The following is a 17,974-nucleotide window of genomic DNA, read 5'->3' on the forward strand; positions in this document are numbered from 1 at the left end:
GTCCATAATAACATATTGAAACGGCTAAAAGTTAATTAGTTGTTTTAAAACTCGGAGAAGACTTACACTTCCCCATAAGTTCTTCCTCCGGTTTCTCCTCTCCCTTTGCTTTTTGTTTTCGAAGAACGGAAACAAAAAGACCTGTAGAAACATTTCTACAGGTTTTTCTTTTGATTTCTTATTTTATATAGATGAATGTGTATCTATTTTATAGTCATATTGCTTAGCCTGATCAGGTATAACCCCTTGAAAATCTGTTTGCACATACGGTTTATATGAACGTTCCACCTTTGATACAAATGAAAACCTCAACAGCTTTTCTTCTGTTTTTTCGATATCCTGCTCATCTACATAAATAACAGCATACTTTTGCTTTCTTGAAATATAGAGTAAATGACCGTGCCTTTTAATTTGTTTTATATTCTTTCTATGTTGGAACCAGACGATAAGTCCTTGTCTTTTCACTCTCATAAAAAATCCTCATTTGCAATGTATTTATAATACGTGCGTGTTCTCCATGCTTCCACTTCCGTCAGGAAGCACATCCGCAGCTGCCGCCGCTTCCGCACCCGCACCCACTGTCTGTCAAGGCTGCTCCTTCTTTTGGTGCTTTAATATCTTCGCTGACACTTAAAGCAATATAGGAACTAACCTCGTCCAGCAGTTTTTGCAGATTTCGCTCGGTAATCTTAAAGGCTGCTACTTTATCATTCATGTCCATCTCCCGCTTAGTGAAACGCACGCTTTTCATTATCTGGTTATAATCCGGGTGATACCGTCCGAACCGCTGTATATCCTCATAATGTTCCTTCATATCTATAAACTTCTTTATAAGCTGCTGGGCTTCGCTGTCGTAATCCAGTGCATTTTTAGCTTCCTGATAGGCCTGCATATCTTCAGAGTCCAAAATCATTTTAGCTAAGACTTCAGAATGATCAAGTATATCTGCATACTCCAGTGTAGCAATCATACTACTAAACACCTCCACTACTATCTTAACATGTCAGAGGCGTTCTGAAAATAATTAATCTTTCACTGCCTCGGCGAATTGCATAAGCATTCCCGCCATCTGTACTTGATTATTTAAACGATCCATTCGCTGGGGAAATGTTTTACCATAAAATTTTCGGGCTTCTTTATCTATTTCCCTTATCTTTTCCGGGTCCCTTGATAAGTAGCGATACCACATCGGATTATAGCGGACAAATCTGGCTAGTGATGGGTTATTTGTCAAATAGCGGTACGTGTATTCATCCATGCGCCAACCTCCTTAATCCTGGTACCATTGCTGCTGGTTTTGATTGACAGTTGAACTTTTATTCTGCTGAAACTGGCTAATTGCTTCCTGTACAGTAGAGATGGTATTACTTAATTGATGTACTTGCTTTTGTACTTTGTCCATATCCATATCTTCAGCCTTTTTTAAAAGCTGGCTAAATAATTCCATATTTTTTTTCTTTGATTCCGTTTCATCATCAGCGTTATGATCCTCTCCCTTTTCCGTTTTATCTGTGTTTTGTTCTTTAAATTTCTCCCAATAGTCATCGTCTTCCCCAAGGAGCATCCATTTTTCATAATACTCCTGCCATGGTCTTCCTTTTTTCCGCAGATTCGCAATTAATTTAGGATGTTTATTGACAAATTGTTTAAAATCCTGGACAGAAGGATGGAGTTTTTGATCGTCCAATTTACTCACCTCAAATGAAATCATCTTTTTATTAATTTATGCGGATTTCCCGCACCTGTGATACATGCGGATTGATAATTAAAGCATAAAAAGAATTACAACGGTTTTTCCATAAAATTTTGTGTGTAGTAAAATCGATAGACACCCACACCAAGATGTGTATAGCCCTCATTAAATAACGCTTCCCTGTGCCCCTCACTGTTTAACCATCCTTCCATGGCAGAAGGAGCATCCGGGTATTGGGCTGCAATATTCTCGCCTGCTGTCCGGTAGAAAACTTCTACTTCAGATAACCGTTCTTTTAACCCATCGCCATTTAAGCTGGAATGGGAGAAATAATCATTATCCGCCATATCTTTACTATGCGCAAAGGCTACTTCATGTACTGATTCCTCCCAGCTTAACTCAGGTGAACCCTGTCGATTTCGTATGACATTTGTTATATCAAAAATCTGTTGTTCCATTCCTTTTTCAACCTCTTTCCAGGTTTCATCCGACAAGTTGGGCCTATCAGGCAGATTTCCCCGATACTGCAGCTCATATGGACGGTGTTTGAGCAATATATCAGCCGTTAATACTCTAATTGAAGATAATTCACTGGTAAACGTATCAAAATAATTCTGTATAAAAATGTCATCGCTTACTTTTACTAAAGGGCGGGTTACTAAATCTTCCTCGTTTAAAAGAAAAGTATACGATGAAAAACTTCCACTATAGTTTATTTCATCGCTAAACTGAAAATCCCCGTTATCTGCATAAGATTCAGCTGCCGATTCATATTCCTGGCCAATATAAACCGGAGATAAATCCAAATCTTCTCCTGTTGCATAAATGGTAACCACTTTATCCTCCAAGATTCCAAACTGAACATAACTTGCGGATTGATCCGTATAGACCCACCAGGTATAACCATACGCACTCACGTCTTTTCGATCAGGTTCTCCAAAAGCTTCTGTCAGTGCTTCGACATCACTTTTCATCCATTGGAACAAATCACCTTCCAAAGGAAACATAACCTCCATTTGAGGAGCTGTTTTTGTTTCAAGCGTATGCTGTTTCCATCCTGCATCATTGGCCGATCCCAATGCTTCTTCCTCATTAAACATGGTCTCGTCTATTAAATAGACACCTATCAGCACAAAAAATGCGGCTAAAAATAGATTTTTTACAAATCGCATAGAAGAAACTCCTTTATTCCTTTTTATCACACTATATGTCAAAGGGATAAAATACATGCTTTTTTTCTATCAATTGTAGCATTTTTTTCGGCATTCTAGCGCCGTTAATTATAAAAATAGATTTCAATGAAGAATAAAGGTTTTTTTAGTCAGGTAATTTTTTTCATTACGTGACTTCGCAATTCACCATTAATGCTTTCCAGCAGGCAAGTTTTCTTACCTTTTCAATTGCAACTTCAAGCAATTCGTACTATTATTAGTAAGTGAGGACAAATACGCGAGGTGGATAAAATGAGAATAGAAAATACAGGAATTGATGAAATTGTTATCGACCTGAAACCACTGGATCATATTACTGCTAAACATGCTTTTATCCGAGCTGGTCAATGGGATTATGAGAGGGTTACGTACGACTATAGAGTTGATTCTAAAGAGAAAAATATTACATATTATATTCGAATCCAAGGCTATGCAGTGGAAGGTGACGTAGACCGTGGTGATGCAGTAATTAAAATCATTACTCCTCTACTGGGAAAGCATTATTATCCGCACGGAATTGAATACGGAGAAGATGAGAACTTCCCTGAGAACCTCATTGAACGGGCAAATAATCTAGTGGTAAAACTAAAAGAAGAAATTGAGCAACATCAAAAGTAAGAAGAACAGACAAGCCAGCTGCATCTTTTAGACAGCTGGCTTTTTAGAAAAACTGGGTTACTGACAAAGGGATTATTACGAATGTATGCTTTACTTACTTAGAAGCCCGTTGGAGTTCAAATGTAGTCGCATGACTCTAGCCAAAAAAATAAATTTTCATCAGCGACGTGCTCTGAAAGATTTAAATTTCCAAATATGCTAAAATACCTTCTACTTTACATATTTATTCATATATATATGCTACAATACAGTTTTTATTAATGTAACCTTCACTCTAAACTGGAAAGGGGCTACCATATTACTGTGTTTCGTTCAATTACAAAAAGACAATGGACGCTTATATTTCTTGCTATTATTCTTATTTTAGCTGCTGTTTTTATTTTGCCTATTTCCATACCCCTGATCTTGGCACTGATTACTGCCCTGATTCTTAACCCGCTTGTAAGATTAATACAGAATAAGGTGAAACTAAATAGAAAGCTATCTGTAATCATTGTTTTCACCCTATTTTTAGTGGTTGCAGCATTTATAGGGACCACCGTCGTTTCAAAAGCAGTAACACAGGTTGTTAACTTAGTGGAAGACGTTCCTGTTTATGTTAATCAAATGAATGAAATTTTCCTGACGTGGGAAGAGCAACTGCAAACTTTTACAGATGATTTGCCCGCTGAATTTGTGAATGAAGTAACTGAAGGCATCGAAACAAACCTGATTATGTTAGGTGAGACGTTAAGAGAAACAATCACACTGGATAATATCGCTCAGATTTTTGCAAAAATTCCTGAGTATCTCATTAGCATTATCGTATACTTGATTGCATTATTCTTATTTATGCTGGAATTTCCAATTCTAAAATCAAAATTGTTTCAATTATTTACTAAAGAGACAGCTGAAAAAGTAACCTTCATGAATAAAAGATTAGCCAGTGTCTTCTTTGGCTTCTTTAAAGCTCAATTTTTAGTTTCAATGATTATATTTGTCGTAGCTTTGGCAGGACTTTTTATCATCATGCCAGAAGTAGCAATAATTATGGCACTTATTATCTGGTTAATTGACTTAATCCCAATTATTGGATCCATTGCTATCTTAGGACCATGGGCGATATACGTATTATTGGCAGGAGACACTGTTTTAGGTATCCAACTCTCTGTATTGGCCATTATATTACTTGCGATCAGGAGAACAATAGAGCCTAAAGTGATGGGAGAACAAATTGGTCTAAGTCCGCTTGCAACCCTAATTTCCATGTTTCTCGGGCTAAAGCTTTTGGGCATATGGGGGTTCATACTTGGTCCATTAATTGTAATCATAATCACTTCTGCAAAAGAAGTCGGCATATTTAAATGGAATATAAAAATATAAAAGGGTGGAAGCTGTAAGCTTTCACCCTTTTATCATTTCACGTTCCAAATATCGCCCTTATAAGGCTGGTTGTTTCCCCGCCATCATATAATACATACAATAGTAAATATACCATAATCCCTGTCAACGCAGTGAAAAACCAAATAATGCTTGTCACCGGTCCGATCTTTCTGTGTGTGGAAATTTTCCGCTTTAAAGCAAGTCTAAGTGTAACTAATCCAAAGACCGCACCAGTTGTCGCTAAAATTATATGAAAAATGAGGAAGATCGTGTAAAAAATCCCCAGCTCTTCCGGTCCTCCGAAACTCGTATTTCCTACGAAAATTGTTCTTGATACATAGATGATAAAAAATAATAATGCACTGACAGCAGCTGCCAGCATTGCTTTCCTGTGGGCGGTTCTTTTATCTTTTGCAATCAATCTCCACCCAATCGCTATTAGTATTGCACTTAAAAGTATAAAAAAGGTACTGATTGTCGGTAACAATTCCATGAAATACACTGGTCCTTTCATTAATCAAGGGCTTTATTTATATTTCAGAATTGCTCTGAAATAATAGAGAAGACCCATTTATCCTTTCCTGCTGTATCTGCTGAAATTAATTGGGCCTGCCCTGCCGGGTTCATATAAAGCTCCTCTGTATATATTGCTCTATTAATAATTATGACTCTCTGCTGGGATAGGATCTACTTTTAGACTGTCTTTGTTAAACCATTTAAAGAAAACAATAGCTAAAATCACGCCATATGTGATCTCTTGCATAATTTTCATAATAATACCACCAAGCTGCTGGTCTTCCAGCGTACTCATAGGTGAAAACATCTGTGGTCCGGAAATAGCTGGTGCTATACCATCTAATACATTTCCTGGCACACACAATGCCATTGCTTGCATCCATGCACCTTCAGAACTATAGGTTGCATAAAGTGGTGTATTGGAAAATATGATTAGCGCACAAGCCGGCGTAATTAAAACCCCATTAGCAAATATATATAGTATTTTGACCAAAGGTTTCATTGTATCCATTTCTTTAATTGGCGATAAAACCGGCCACCATACAATAAATGCGGCTACTAAAATGGTTAATGATACGGATGTATGAACCAGCTGTGAAGTTTTTGTAAAATCATGAATCGCTGGGATATGATAAAGAGAAAACAATGAATTAAATAAAAGGATAGAAACTACCGGTTTTGTTAAAACACGTAATACAGGTTTAATAACCGGTGTATAAACAACTTTTTCCCAAATCCAAACCGGAATTCCTTTAATGACCAGTATTGGAAATAACAGATAAAAAATCGCCATTTGTGCCATGTGGAAACTTAACATAATATGCGACAATAAATCAATTGGGGAACCTTTAACAATATACAGCAAAACCAATGCTGTATAAACTAATATTTGCTGCTTAATGGTTGGCTTATCATCACCGCCAAATTTGTGCCGGAGTGGTCCTGTTACAAGAAAGTATAGTAGAGCCAGTCCTGCTACAAATAATAAGAAGTAAGGACTCCACAAGGCTCGGAACCCGAATACCTGTAATTCTAACCACATCTTAAATCCTCCCGATGCATCTCATTATTAGTGTTGATGCAGTGATATAACATTACGTTTAATACGAAGCAAGCTAATCATTTACCTTAGAAAACTTAGCTTATCACTAAATGTATTCTTAAGTGCGTACTTTGCTTTCTTAGAAACCCTTATGCTGTAAAATGCAATCCTTCGTGGCAAAAGTCTTCGTTACATTTTTGCAGTAAAGAAATACTTAGCAAAATACTATAGAATTATCTCTTCTTGCCTATCGATAAAATATTGTATCTATAATTATAACCGATTATTATTCAGTGTACTACTTTATATTGTGACAATTTATAAACAAAGTGGCGGCGTAATCATGAAAAAAGACTGGCTTAGCCAGTCTTTTCTCTTACCACCAGACGATCAAAACAAGTGCAGCAATCGTTAGCAATGCCGCCCAGACACCTCCGTAAATCATGGCTGCCGGCATTTCATGTCCCTTATCCTTCATATGCATAAAGTAGTAGAATTGAAATCCTACTTGAACTAAAGCAAGAATTAGGATTAAAGGTACAATAAACATTTGATCCATTGCATCTGAGGCTACTGCTATAAATGCAATAATGGTAAATCCGATCATTAATGCAAAGGAAATTAACTGTTTTTTCATTTCATCTTTATTTTTTCGCTTTTGAAATGAATCAACATGATTGGTATTGGTGTTTTCGGTCATGAATTAACCCACCCTTCCCATTAAATATACAACTGTAAAGATAAATACCCAAACTACATCAATAAAGTGCCAGTATAAACTGAACGTGTAGAATTTAGGCGCATTGTACAAATTTAATCCTCTTTTTGCATTTCGGACCATTAAGGCAATTAGCCATGTAATACCAAAGAGAACGTGACCTCCGTGAAAGCCGACCAATGTATAAAATGCAGATCCAAAAGCTGAAGAACGAAACGTAAATTCATAGTCTATAATGTAATGGGCGAACTCGTAAATCTCCAGTGCCAAAAAGCTAATCCCCAGTAATCCAGTAATTCCCAGCCATAGCATCATCTTTTTAAAATCATTATTTTTCATATGATACATTGCATAAACACTGGTTAAAGAACTGGTAAGAAGGATCATTGTCATAGCAAATACAAGCCCCAGGCCGAATATATCAGTCGAAGCCGGCCCGCCTGCAGTTGAATTTCTTAATGCAAGATATGTCCCGAAGAAACTTGCAAAAAGAACTGTTTCCCCTCCTAGAAAGAACCATAAACCAAGAAATTTATTTCTGCCTTCAAGGGTGGCTTTTTCAGGTTCTTGCGGCATTGTCTCAGGATTTAAGGAATGATCGTGACTCATATTAGTCAGCCTCCCTTTCAAGTTCTTCTTTCGTAATATGATATCCATGGTCATCTTTCAGAGAACGGATCAGCATGGAAAGAAGCGCAATTGCCATACCTGCAAATACAAGAATTAGGTATGCACTATGATCCACCTGGAAAATAAAACCGAACCCTGCGATTGTGAATCCAAGTGACATCATAAATGGCAGAACAGTTGAATTCGGCATATGAATATCACCTAATGGTTCTGCCGGCCTAATCTCCCCTTTTCCTTCCATTTTCTCTATCCACAATGGATCCAGTCCACGGACGAGTGGCGTTTGCTTAAAGTTATAATGTGGCGGTGGTGAAGAAATCGCCCACTCCAGTGAACGTCCATCCCAAGGGTCAGCCGGTGCTTTTTCACCTTTAGACCATGAGTAGAAAATATTAATTAGGAATATCACTACAGCGATCCCCATTAGAAATGCTCCAATGGTACTAACCAGGTTCCCCATATCCAATCCTTGATCTTCTAGGAAGACCCAGTAACGACGCGGCATACCCATTAATCCAAGGAAATGCTGTACAAAGAATGTTAAATGGAAACCGGAGAAGAAAATCCAGAATGTAATTTTCCCCATACCTTCGTGAAGTATTCTTCCAAACATTTTTGGCCACCAAAAATGCAAAGCAGCCAATATTCCAAATAACGTACCACCAACAATTACGTAGTGGAAATGCGCCACAACAAAGTATGTGTCATGATACTGGTAATCAGCAACAGCTGAACCAAGCATAACACCTGTCATACCACCAATTGTAAAGGTCGGAATAAATCCGAGAGTCCAAAGCATAGCCGAGTTTATCGTTATACTTCCGCCCCACATAGTAGCTAGCCAGTTAAATATCTTAATACCGGTCGGTACCGCGATCGCCATTGTAGCGATAGCAAATATGGAGTTCGCTACAGGACCGAGTCCAACTGTAAACATATGGTGAGCCCAGACCATAAATCCTAGAAAAGCAATTAATATAGTAGCAAACACCATGGCTGTATAACCAAATAATCTTTTCTTTGAAAGTGTTGAAGTTATATCACTAAATACACCGAAAGCCGGCAAAATTAGAATATAAACTTCGGGGTGACCGAATATCCAAAACAAATGCTGCCAGATAACGGAGTTACCACCGAGTGCTACATCGAAAAATGCTGAGTCGAACATTCTGTCAAACATTAATAGGAATAGACCGACAGTTAATGCTGGAAAAGCAAAAAGAATAAGCATACTAGTTACAAATGTAGCCCATGAAAATAGCGGCATACGCATGTAAGTCATACCAGGAGCACGCATGGTAACGATAGTTACCAGGAAGTTAATACCCCCCATTAATGTACCCGCACCCGATATTTGCAGTCCCAGGACGTAAAAATCGACCCCATGCCCGGGTGATTGCAGCGACAGCGGGGTATAAGAGGTCCACCCTGCATCAGGTGCTCCGCCCCCCATGAACCAACTGAAATTCAGTAGAATACCACCAAACATAAATAACCAGAAACCGAGTGAGTTTAAAAACGGAAATGCAACGTCACGTGCCCCAATTTGTAAAGGCATAATCGCGTTCATTAAACCCAGAAGTAATGGCATGGCTGCCAGGAAAATCATTGTCACACCATGCATGGTAAACATTTCATTGTATAAACCCGCACTAATAAAATCATTTTCGGGTACGACTAATTGTAAACGAATAATCAATGCTTCCAAGCCACCAAGCAGGAAGAAAAAGCCGCCTCCAAATAAATAGAGGTGAGCTATTTTTTTATGATCAACCGTAGTTATATAATCCCACAAGAAGGCTCCAAAGCCTTGTTTTTGAGTAGATGCTATACTCAAATCCCAAACCTCCCTTTATCATCTTTCATCCATTTGTATATATTCATCATTTACATACCGCCTGCACTATCAGGAGTGATATCGGAATGATCGAGCTGCAATAAGTATTCTGCGATACTGTCAGCATCTTCTTCCGATAGAGCGGGGTAGGCATCTGTCATCAAGTTCCCAGGTTTAAGCGATTCAGGGTCCATCAGCCAGTCAACCAGATTTTCTTTCGTTGGCTCTAAATAACCGGCAATGGTAGAGCGGTTGGCAAAGTTTGTCAGGTCAGGACCTACAGCTGAAGGTGAAGAACCGATGCCATGACAAGACATACAGTTATTCTCTTCAAACAATGCTTTTCCATCCTGAGCTACTGCCTCCTGTGGTTCTTCTTCAGGATCCACACTCTGCATATCACTTACCCACTGATCGTACTCTTCAGGACTTACTGCGATAACTTTGAAATCCATTAATGAGTGTGATGGTCCGCATAGCTCGGCACATTTACCCCAGTAGACGCCTTCCTCATATGCTTCCAGATACATTGTATTAACGTTCTCTGGGTTCACATCCATTTTACCAGAAATACTTGGTACCCAGAAAGAATGAATAACATCTCCGGAAAGCATGTGAATATAAACTCTTTCACCTACAGGAATATACATATCCTGACTTGTAGTAATTTCTTCGTCATCATATTCAAAATGCCACCAATACTGGTTACCGGTAACATCAATATTAATGCCATCACCCGAAGCGGATTCATCAGCTAGATCAAAGGTGGCAGCCACAGTGGGCACTGCAAGAATAAGCACTAAAATTATCGGAATTATTGTCCAGACAGTTTCCAGTGTTTTATTCCCCTCTACCTGTTTAGGTATGTAATCATCCTGTCCCTTCTTTTTACGGAAACGAATTAATACAATTGTGTAGACGAGCATTACAACAATAAATACAAATAGCATCACTACTGTAGAAAGAATAATCAAATTCATTGACGATTCAGCACCGTACCCTTTTGGAACAAGTGCGGTTAAATTATCTCTTCCACATCCTGCCAGAACAAGTGCGAGCGTGCTTAAAAGAAATAAAGATTTGAATTTTCCCATCCAACCTTTCATGTTTATACCTCTCTTTCTCTTTGTTGATTCCTTATATATTAATTCTATTAAGGACAATATTAACATAATACTTAACTAGATAAACTCGCAGTCATTGCAATCATGGATAAAAATATGATTAATAAATATCATATTTGCCCATTTTAAATGATTTTTCATGAAAAATCCGCTAATTCCCAGGATTAGCCAGCCTGCGTTTAGTAATGAAATTAGTGATAAATGCTGAACCAAGAGAACCTAAATGTAGTGGCAATGGCAGCAGGCATAATATAAATAGCTATTTGCCGTTTCGTCAGTTCAAACCCGCGCACTGCCGGAAACTTAGGATTTCCCGCTCTTTTGTATTCATCCTTTTTCTTCATTGCTAATATTAGGAAGTGTGGGGTTTACCAAATAAACATCATTAAAATAAACGGAACAATATGAAAGCCCGTCTCTACAGCAGCCCATCCAATAAGTGGCGGAGAACTCCGGAAAAACTTCCAGTTGCTGTATTCAACGTATATCGCCTCTTTAACCACATGGTATAGAGTACAATATAAACAAACCAACCCAAGAACGCGAATACTGCTGCTTGAACTGTGGTAAAAAGTAAGAGGATTAACCCGAGTACTGTGGTGCCTATGCCAAGTACTAACGCTGTATTCAGTGATATCCTGACTGTTACCGTAGGGCGCGTTTTCGTTCTCTTCATAACCGGATCAACGTCTGCACCATACCAGCTATTAACAAGACATCCTTCAATAATGAGAAGCGAAGTTCTTGCCATTCATTTTGTACAAGAAAATGTCCCATTTCGCTCCATAAAGAGGAGCCAGTGAAATATAGCGCCAGCCAAATCCAGTAAATCAAGGAAGTAAATTGGAATTTACGATCTCTATTTTAATATCACTACCAGCAGATACACCAACAATTCCCGCAGAAGGTGATTCCGCTTTGTCCACTGTTTCTCCCCCCCTTTTCACCCCATATTCAAAGGAATTACATAGCGAACCTGCCAATCTGGTTGATATATTTCTATTATTACCCTTAAACAAGCAAGCTATGAATTTAATTGTAGCATGGGAATGAAATACATTCTAATAAACCACACAGAGATTGTGACTTTTTTGTGAAGTGTATGACCGAGTTAGAAAATAAAAGATGGTCAGCTTTCCCTGCAATCACAGTAACACTGTGCAGTTTGGACATTTTCAATCTTTTTTTGCAAAGTGATGTATAGCACAGCAAAATCCCCTACATTATTTCTAGCAAACAAATGTCAACATTGCAAGCGTTTTTCACTTTTTACATAGTGAAAATGGAATTTATTAACGAGACTGTAACAATTCTGTGTCATTTATCACTTTTTTGGTCTATTTTATTGCAATGTGAATGATATACATGATAATAATAGTAGTATTGATAATTATGCTGTATTAATTACAACATAGAAGTGAGGCAGTTTTATGTTAAAGACTTTAAAATGGTTATCTGTCGTTACCACAATCGGGATGATGTTTGTCCTGCTAGGGGGCGCACTTGTAACTAAAACAGGCTCCGGTGAAGGTTGTGGTGATAGCTGGCCATTATGTGAAGGACAACTGGTTCCTTCAGTGATTACAGCCGAACTCGTAATTGAGTTTAGTCACAGACTGGTCTCCGGCGTAGTAGGAATTACTGTTATTTTACTTTCCATACTGGCTTGGAAGTATATTGGCCACATTCGGGAAATGAGGTTTCTGGCTGTTATGTCTGTCGCCTTTTTAATATTGCAGGCATTATTAGGAGCAGCAGTGGTGATGTGGGGACAACATGATTTTATAATGGCAGCACACTTTGGGATTTCATTAATTTCTTTTGCGGCTGTATTTCTTCTAACACTGCTTATATTTGAAATTGATAAAAAGCTTGACACAAGCGGGCTTTTAATAAAAAAGAAGCATCGTATCGAAATTTATGCGCTATCCATTTTTACCATGATCGTTGTTTATACCGGTGCTTTGGTACGTCACACGGAAGCAAATCTTGTATGCGCCGACTGGCCATTTTGCAATAATGCAGCACCATTTGATTTTGCCTCTTACAGCACGGAACAATGGATCCAGATGGGGCACCGCCTTATGGCAGGAATTTTATTTATATGGACCATACTGTTCTTCATCAAAGTAATGAAAAATTATCGGGTAAATAAGGTTATGTATTTTGGCTGGATGACAGCATTGGGGCTCATTTGCCTGCAGGTATTCTTTGGGGCCATGATCATTTTTACATTATTAAATTTAGGCGTTGCTCTGCTCCATGCTTTGGTAATTACATTATATTTTAGTGTATTATGCTATTTTATCCTATTGTCATCACGAAGCGCTAAACCAGAACAGATTGAAGCGAAAAAAGCAAAAGATTCCACAGCAGCAACAGCTGACTGATTTATCTTTCATAAAAATAAAAGCGCAAATTGCAGTTTTGCAATTTGCGCTTTTATTTTTATGCTTTGAGTCAGTTGTCAATGTTATTTGGCAGCGTCTGGATCCAGTATACAAATGTTCTCAGTCCGGCGAGCATTTAGCCCAGTCCGCACATTGCTGCTATACGGGTGCTTTTACCTTTGTATTATTCAAATTCTATAAGTAAATCATCTACCATAATCGCCTCACCATTGGAAACATGTATATCTTTAATAACACCGGAAAATGGTGCCTGAACCGTTGTTTCCATCTTCATAGCTTCTGTGATCATAATATGATCCCCTTTACTCACCCTATCACCTTTAGCACTCAAGACATCAATTACGGTACCAGGCATCGTGGCCCCAATGTGCTTTTCATTTGATTTATCCACTTTGGGCCTGGAAACAATTTCTGATTGTATACTACTGTCTTTTATAACCACTTCACGAGATTGTCCATTTAATTCAAAATAAACAACCCTTGTGCCATCAGGCTGTGCTTCGGAAATGGAAACGAGCTTTACTATTAATGTTTTACCCTGCTCAATCTCCACTTCGATTTCTTCACCCAGTTTCATTCCATAGAAGAAAGTGGGGGTATCCAGCACCGAAACGTTCCCATAAGCATCATGGAACTTCTGATAGTCCATGAAAACTTTCGGGTAAAGTGCATGGGATACCATATCAAAACTGGTTACCTGCCGATCAAGTGACTTAAATAGAGATTCCTTTAATTGGGTGAAATCAACAGGGTCAAGCTGTTCTCCTGGTCGTACTCTGATAGGTTCTTTCCCTTTTAAAATAATACGCTGCAGTTCCTGCGGGAAGCCTTGATAAGGCTGCCCAATATATCCTTGTGCAAATTCTATAACGGAATCAGGAAAATCAATGGATTCTCCGTGTTCATATATATCATCTACTGTTAAATCATTTTGCACCATAAATAATGTCATATCACCAATAACTTTTGATGATGGCGTCACTTTTACCACATCACCAAACATGTCATTCACTTGGCGAAACATGGATTTTACTTCATTCCAGCGGCTCTCAAGCCCTACTGCTTTCGCCTGTTGCTTTAGATTACTGTACTGGCCACCGGGCATTTCATGATGATAGATTTCTGTATGTGGAGCTTTCATTCCACTTTCAAAATCCTGATAATATTCCCGGATGCCTTCCCAATAATGGGACAGTTCTTCATAGGCATCTATATCCATTTTGGGCTGACGTCCTGTTCCTTCAAGCGCATGATAAAGCGTTTGGGCAGCAGGCTGTGATGTTAACCCTGCCAAAGGTGCTGCAGCCACATCCACTACATCCACTCCTGCATCAATGGCTCTGGCATAAAGGAAAGTACCATTTCCGCTCGTATCATGGGTATGAAGATGGATAGGAAGGTCAACCGTTTCCTTCAGACTGGAGATCAACTGATATGCCGCTTCTGGCTTTAGTAAGCCGGCCATATCCTTAATTCCAAGTATATGTGCTCCTGCCTGTTCCAATTCCTTCGCCATTTTCAAGTAATATTCCAGATCATATTTGGAACGTCCTTTATCCATTATATTCCCTGTATAACAAATAGAGGCTTCGGCAATTTTTTCTGTTTTTCTGACTTCTTCAATTGCCAATTGCATTCCTTCCAGCCAATTTAAGCTGTCAAATATCCGGAAAACATCGATTCCTGCACTTGCACTCTTATCCACAAATTCTTTAATCACATTATCTGGATAATTCTTATAGCCGACCGCATTACTCGCACGAATTAACATTTGCAATAGAAGATTTGGCATTTTTTCCCGGAATTTTAATAAACGATCCCATGGATCTTCTTTTAAAAATCGATAAGCAACATCGAATGTAGCTCCACCCCACATTTCCACCGAAAATAAATTCGGTAGCAATTTGGCAGTCGGTTCAGCGATCCGTTCTAAATCTTTTGTTCTTATTCTTGTTGCGAGTAATGACTGGTGGGCATCACGGAATGTTGTGTCCGTCAGCATGACTTCCTTTTGTTCTTTCAGCCATTTTGCAAGTCCAGCCGGTCCTTTTTCATCCAGTATTTGCTTCGTCCCGTCTGTTATGCTTTCCAATGTATCAATTTTTGGCACCTGTAATTTTGGAAAAGTTGGTTTTTCCTTTTTTGCCATGCCTTCAATACCGTTTATCGTGGTTTCTCCGATATAGGTCAGCATTTTTGTTCCGCGGTCTTTTCGTTTTGGAAATACGAATAACTCAGGTGTCTGGTCAATAAAAGTCGTATTATACGTACCTTTCAGGAATTGGTCATGTAATATAACATTTTCCAGGAACGGAATATTCGTTTTAATACCGCGGATCCTGAATTCCTTCAAGTTTCTGACCATTTTATGTGCAGCCTGTTCAAATGTCAGTGCCCATGTAGAAACCTTTACGAGCAATGAATCGTAATGCGGTGATATGATAGCACCCTGGAAACCATTTCCTGCATCCAGCCGTACACCAAAACCGCCACCGGTACGATAAGCCATGATTTTTCCTGTATCAGGCATAAAATTATTTAATGGATCTTCGGTTGTTACACGGGACTGAATCGCATACCCGTTTACGGCAACTTCATGTTGAGCGGGGATACCAACAGATGGCCCGTGGAGGTCCTCTCCCTGTGCCACTTTAATTTGAGTCTGAACAATATCCACTCCGGTAATCATTTCCGTAATCGTATGCTCCACTTGAACCCGCGGGTTTACTTCAATAAAGAAATAATCATCTTCAGTAACTAAAAATTCAACGGTACCGGCATTAATGTACTTTATATTTTCCATTAAGTTTACAGCTGCATCACAAATTTCATCGCGAAGCTTTTCAGATAAAGATAAACTTGGGGCAACCTCCACAACCTTCTGATGCCTGCGCTGTACAGAACAGTCCCGTTCATACAAATGAATGACATTATCGTGAGCATCACCAATGATCTGCACTTCAATATGTTTCGGGTTTTCGATTAATTTCTCCACGTAAATCTCATCATTGCCAAAAGCTGCTTTCGCCTCGGACCTTGCTCTTGCAAAGGCATCATCTAGATTATTCTGGCTTCTAACGATACGCATACCTCGTCCGCCACCGCCAAGGGAAGCTTTGATAATAATCGGGTACCCGTATTTTTCACCAAACGCTTTTACTTCTTCCACCGATGAGACAGGACCGTCAGTTCCGGGTATAACCGGCAGTCCAGCATTGACAGCCTGTGTTCTCGCCTTCACCTTGTCACCGAACATATTCAAATGTTCACTTGTCGGCCCGATAAAGGTAATGCCTTCTTCTTCACAGCGCCTTGCGAATTCAATATTTTCCGACAGAAAACCATATCCCGGGTGAATCGCATCGACATCTACACTTTTAGCGAGCTTAATAATACCTTCTATGTCCAAATAAGCATCAATCGGCTTCATGCCTTCTCCAATTAAGTAAGCTTCATCCGCTTTGTAGCGATGATAAGAACCGGAATCCTCCCTTGAATAAATAGCGACTGTTCTAATATTCAGCTCTGTACATGCGCGGAAAACACGTATCGCGATTTCTCCCCTGTTAGCTACTAATATTTTTTCTATCTTGTTTGTTTCTCCCATGTTCTCCCTCCCGAGTTAGCATAGTTTATAGTTTTTGAATTTGGTGTTTTCTCAGTTTCATTTTCACTCTTTTTCACTGTCATGGCTATATTATTAAGGATGCCCATGGAAATCAGCAATACTAGCAGTGATGAGCCTCCATAACTGACAAATGGGAGAGGCACTCCCGTAATCGGAAGAACACCACTGATCGCTCCCAAGTTAATAAAAGCCTGTATCCCTACCATGGAAGATATCCCAATGGCTAATAACGCTCCAAAGCTGTCCTCACATTTTCTGGCTATAAAAATCCCCCTTAACACAATGGCTGATAATAAGCCGATTACAATGATGACACCTAAAAATCCCAGCTCTTCGGCAATAATGGCCATAATGAAGTCTGTATGTGCCTCCATCAAGTACCCTAGTTTTTGTACACTTTGCCCTAGGCCTGTACCAGTTAAGCCCCCGCCTCCAATTGCAAGATAAGACTGGATTAAATGATACCCTCCATCGTCTGGAGCCTGAAAAGGCTGATAGGCACCGGTAAACCTCGACACTCTTACGTCTGTTACCATATTTGGTATCGCAACTGCAAGCAAGGCAAGTCCGGCTGCTGCCAAGGTAAATAAATGCTTAAAACGGATCCCCGAGCTGAAAATAACGGAACATGCTATGAGAAAAATGATTGCCGCTGTTCCTATATCAGGCTGCATTACTATTAGAGCTAAAATGAGTACGGTCAACACAAGCGGAGGCAGTACACCTTTACTAAAATCATTAATATATGCCTGTTTCTTTGAGTATACCGAAGCCAAATAGAGGATCAGTCCCAGCTTGGCAAACTCTGCTGGCTGCAGACTCAAAGGACCAAGAGCAAACCATGATTTCGCATTATTTATTGTAGTTCCAAATAACAATACACCAATCAACAGCAGAATAACAATTAAAATGATTATCTTCATTAATTTCTGATAGTATTTATACGGGAAAATACAGCAAAAAATAAATCCTGCCAATCCAATGCTAAACCATTGCAGCTGCCTGAAAAAATAATGTGCGCTATCATGGCCTTCAACTACTGCAGTGACCATACTGGCACTATAGATCATAACCATGCCAAATAATGATAAAAGTATTGGTGTAATGATTAAGGTGAAATCATAATCTTTTAATTTCCGTATCATCTTTTTTCTCCCCAAATTAAATATAAGCCAATGCTCAGA

17 protein-coding genes are annotated in these 17,974 nt (G+C 39.0%); 3 read left to right on the forward strand and 14 right to left on the reverse strand.

Features of this window, described 5'->3' with window-relative positions; translation table 11 throughout:
• Positions 1–183: 183 nt before the first annotated feature.
• The 5 genes from ACDX78_RS00535 to ACDX78_RS00555 form a co-directional block, all read right to left on the reverse strand.
• Positions 184–471, reverse strand: a complete 288-nt coding sequence (locus tag ACDX78_RS00535; protein ID WP_486024447.1) for a YlbG family protein — start codon at positions 469–471, stop codon at positions 184–186.
• Between the two features lie 61 nt (positions 472–532).
• A complete protein-coding gene (locus tag ACDX78_RS00540; protein ID WP_486024449.1) occupies positions 533–970 on the reverse strand; it encodes a YlbF/YmcA family competence regulator in 438 nt (145 codons plus the stop codon).
• A gap of 54 nt (positions 971–1,024) precedes the next feature.
• Positions 1,025–1,258, reverse strand: a complete 234-nt coding sequence (locus ACDX78_RS00545) for a YlbE-like family protein (RefSeq protein ID WP_486024450.1) — start codon at positions 1,256–1,258, stop codon at positions 1,025–1,027.
• Positions 1,259–1,270: 12 nt separating this feature from the next.
• Entirely contained in the window at positions 1,271–1,687 is a 417-nt protein-coding gene (ylbD, locus tag ACDX78_RS00550) for a spore coat protein YlbD (protein ID WP_486024451.1), read from the reverse strand.
• Positions 1,688–1,782: 95 nt separating this feature from the next.
• The gene (locus ACDX78_RS00555) at positions 1,783–2,865 is read right to left on the reverse strand and encodes a CAP domain-containing protein (protein ID WP_486024453.1); all 1,083 of its coding nucleotides are present in this window, start codon (positions 2,863–2,865) and stop codon (positions 1,783–1,785) included.
• A 291-nt stretch (positions 2,866–3,156) separates the two neighbouring features.
• Here ACDX78_RS00555 and ACDX78_RS00560 point away from each other — a divergent pair, with 291 nt between their 5' ends.
• A complete protein-coding gene (locus tag ACDX78_RS00560) occupies positions 3,157–3,522 on the forward strand; it encodes a YugN family protein (protein WP_486024455.1) in 366 nt (121 codons plus the stop codon).
• A 303-nt stretch (positions 3,523–3,825) separates the two neighbouring features.
• Positions 3,826–4,884, forward strand: coding sequence for a sporulation integral membrane protein YtvI (gene ytvI, locus ACDX78_RS00565; RefSeq protein ID WP_486024456.1), 1,059 nt, complete (start codon positions 3,826–3,828; stop codon positions 4,882–4,884).
• Positions 4,885–4,921: 37 nt separating this feature from the next.
• Here ytvI and ACDX78_RS00570 read toward each other — a convergent pair whose 3' ends face one another.
• The 7 genes from ACDX78_RS00570 to ACDX78_RS00600 all read right to left on the reverse strand — a co-directional run bounded on the left by ACDX78_RS00570 (position 4,922) and on the right by ACDX78_RS00600 (position 11,502).
• Positions 4,922–5,377, reverse strand: coding sequence for a DUF420 domain-containing protein (locus tag ACDX78_RS00570; protein ID WP_486024458.1), 456 nt, complete (start codon positions 5,375–5,377; stop codon positions 4,922–4,924).
• A 162-nt stretch (positions 5,378–5,539) separates the two neighbouring features.
• The gene (ctaG, locus tag ACDX78_RS00575) at positions 5,540–6,442 is read right to left on the reverse strand and encodes a cytochrome c oxidase assembly factor CtaG (RefSeq protein WP_486024459.1); all 903 of its coding nucleotides are present in this window, start codon (positions 6,440–6,442) and stop codon (positions 5,540–5,542) included.
• A 376-nt stretch (positions 6,443–6,818) separates the two neighbouring features.
• Positions 6,819–7,142, reverse strand: coding sequence for a cytochrome c oxidase subunit IVB (gene ctaF, locus ACDX78_RS00580; protein WP_486024460.1), 324 nt, complete (start codon positions 7,140–7,142; stop codon positions 6,819–6,821).
• Positions 7,143–7,145: 3 nt separating this feature from the next.
• On the reverse strand, positions 7,146–7,769 hold the full coding sequence (locus tag ACDX78_RS00585; RefSeq protein ID WP_486024462.1) for a cytochrome (ubi)quinol oxidase subunit III: 624 nt from the start codon (positions 7,767–7,769) through the stop codon (positions 7,146–7,148).
• Position 7,770: 1 nt separating this feature from the next.
• Positions 7,771–9,627 (reverse strand): cytochrome c oxidase subunit I, encoded by a 1,857-nt coding sequence (ctaD, locus tag ACDX78_RS00590; RefSeq protein WP_486024464.1) that lies wholly within the window; start codon positions 9,625–9,627, stop codon positions 7,771–7,773.
• Positions 9,628–9,677: 50 nt separating this feature from the next.
• Positions 9,678–10,733, reverse strand: coding sequence for a cytochrome c oxidase subunit II (gene coxB, locus ACDX78_RS00595; RefSeq protein WP_486024466.1), 1,056 nt, complete (start codon positions 10,731–10,733; stop codon positions 9,678–9,680).
• Positions 10,734–11,169: 436 nt separating this feature from the next.
• Positions 11,170–11,502 carry a UbiA family prenyltransferase gene (locus ACDX78_RS00600; RefSeq protein ID WP_486024467.1) on the reverse strand — a complete coding sequence of 111 codons (333 nt, stop codon included), beginning with the start codon at positions 11,500–11,502 and terminating at the stop codon, positions 11,170–11,172.
• Between the two features lie 679 nt (positions 11,503–12,181).
• On the opposite strand from ACDX78_RS00600, the gene ACDX78_RS00605 reads away from it, so the two are divergent.
• Positions 12,182–13,141, forward strand: a complete 960-nt coding sequence (locus tag ACDX78_RS00605; RefSeq protein WP_486024469.1) for a COX15/CtaA family protein — start codon at positions 12,182–12,184, stop codon at positions 13,139–13,141.
• 184 nt (positions 13,142–13,325) lie between these two features.
• Here the strand turns inward: ACDX78_RS00605 and pyc are convergent, their stop codons facing one another.
• Together pyc and ftsW are read right to left on the reverse strand one after the other, a co-directional pair.
• Positions 13,326–16,769: a pyruvate carboxylase gene (gene pyc / locus ACDX78_RS00610; RefSeq protein WP_486024471.1), complete on the reverse strand. Its 3,444-nt coding sequence runs from the start codon at positions 16,767–16,769 to the stop codon at positions 13,326–13,328.
• Positions 16,748–17,935 carry a putative lipid II flippase FtsW gene (gene ftsW / locus ACDX78_RS00615; RefSeq protein ID WP_486024473.1) on the reverse strand — a complete coding sequence of 396 codons (1,188 nt, stop codon included), beginning with the start codon at positions 17,933–17,935 and terminating at the stop codon, positions 16,748–16,750. Before ftsW ends, pyc begins: the two co-directional genes overlap by 22 nt.
• Positions 17,936–17,974: the final 39 nt, after the last annotated feature.

Origin of the sequence: Virgibacillus oceani, assembly GCF_041521345.1 — a bacterium.
Taxonomy (GTDB): Bacteria; Bacillota; Bacilli; order Bacillales; family Amphibacillaceae; genus Virgibacillus_N; species Virgibacillus_N oceani_A.

Bases quoted from the DNA above. Each gene is read 5' to 3' on its own strand.
- ACDX78_RS00535 (WP_486024447.1), bottom strand. From the start codon at position 471: ATGAGAGTGAAAAGACAAGGACTTATCGTCTGGTTCCAACATAGAAAG.
- ACDX78_RS00540 (WP_486024449.1), bottom strand. From the start codon at position 970: ATGATTGCTACACTGGAGTATGCAGATATACTTGATCATTCTGAAGTC.
- ACDX78_RS00545 (WP_486024450.1), bottom strand. From the start codon at position 1,258: ATGGATGAATACACGTACCGCTATTTGACAAATAACCCATCACTAGCC.
- ACDX78_RS00555 (WP_486024453.1), bottom strand. From the start codon at position 2,865: ATGCGATTTGTAAAAAATCTATTTTTAGCCGCATTTTTTGTGCTGATA.
- ACDX78_RS00560 (WP_486024455.1), top strand. From the start codon at position 3,157: ATGAGAATAGAAAATACAGGAATTGATGAAATTGTTATCGACCTGAAA.
- ACDX78_RS00570 (WP_486024458.1), bottom strand. From the start codon at position 5,377: ATGGAATTGTTACCGACAATCAGTACCTTTTTTATACTTTTAAGTGCA.
- ctaG (WP_486024459.1), bottom strand. From the start codon at position 6,442: ATGTGGTTAGAATTACAGGTATTCGGGTTCCGAGCCTTGTGGAGTCCT.
- ctaF (WP_486024460.1), bottom strand. From the start codon at position 7,142: ATGACCGAAAACACCAATACCAATCATGTTGATTCATTTCAAAAGCGA.
- ACDX78_RS00585 (WP_486024462.1), bottom strand. From the start codon at position 7,769: ATGAGTCACGATCATTCCTTAAATCCTGAGACAATGCCGCAAGAACCT.
- coxB (WP_486024466.1), bottom strand. From the start codon at position 10,733: ATGAAAGGTTGGATGGGAAAATTCAAATCTTTATTTCTTTTAAGCACG.
- ACDX78_RS00600 (WP_486024467.1), bottom strand. From the start codon at position 11,502: ATGGCAAGAACTTCGCTTCTCATTATTGAAGGATGTCTTGTTAATAGC.
- ACDX78_RS00605 (WP_486024469.1), top strand. From the start codon at position 12,182: ATGTTAAAGACTTTAAAATGGTTATCTGTCGTTACCACAATCGGGATG.
- pyc (WP_486024471.1), bottom strand. From the start codon at position 16,769: ATGGGAGAAACAAACAAGATAGAAAAAATATTAGTAGCTAACAGGGGA.
- ftsW (WP_486024473.1), bottom strand. From the start codon at position 17,935: ATGATACGGAAATTAAAAGATTATGATTTCACCTTAATCATTACACCA.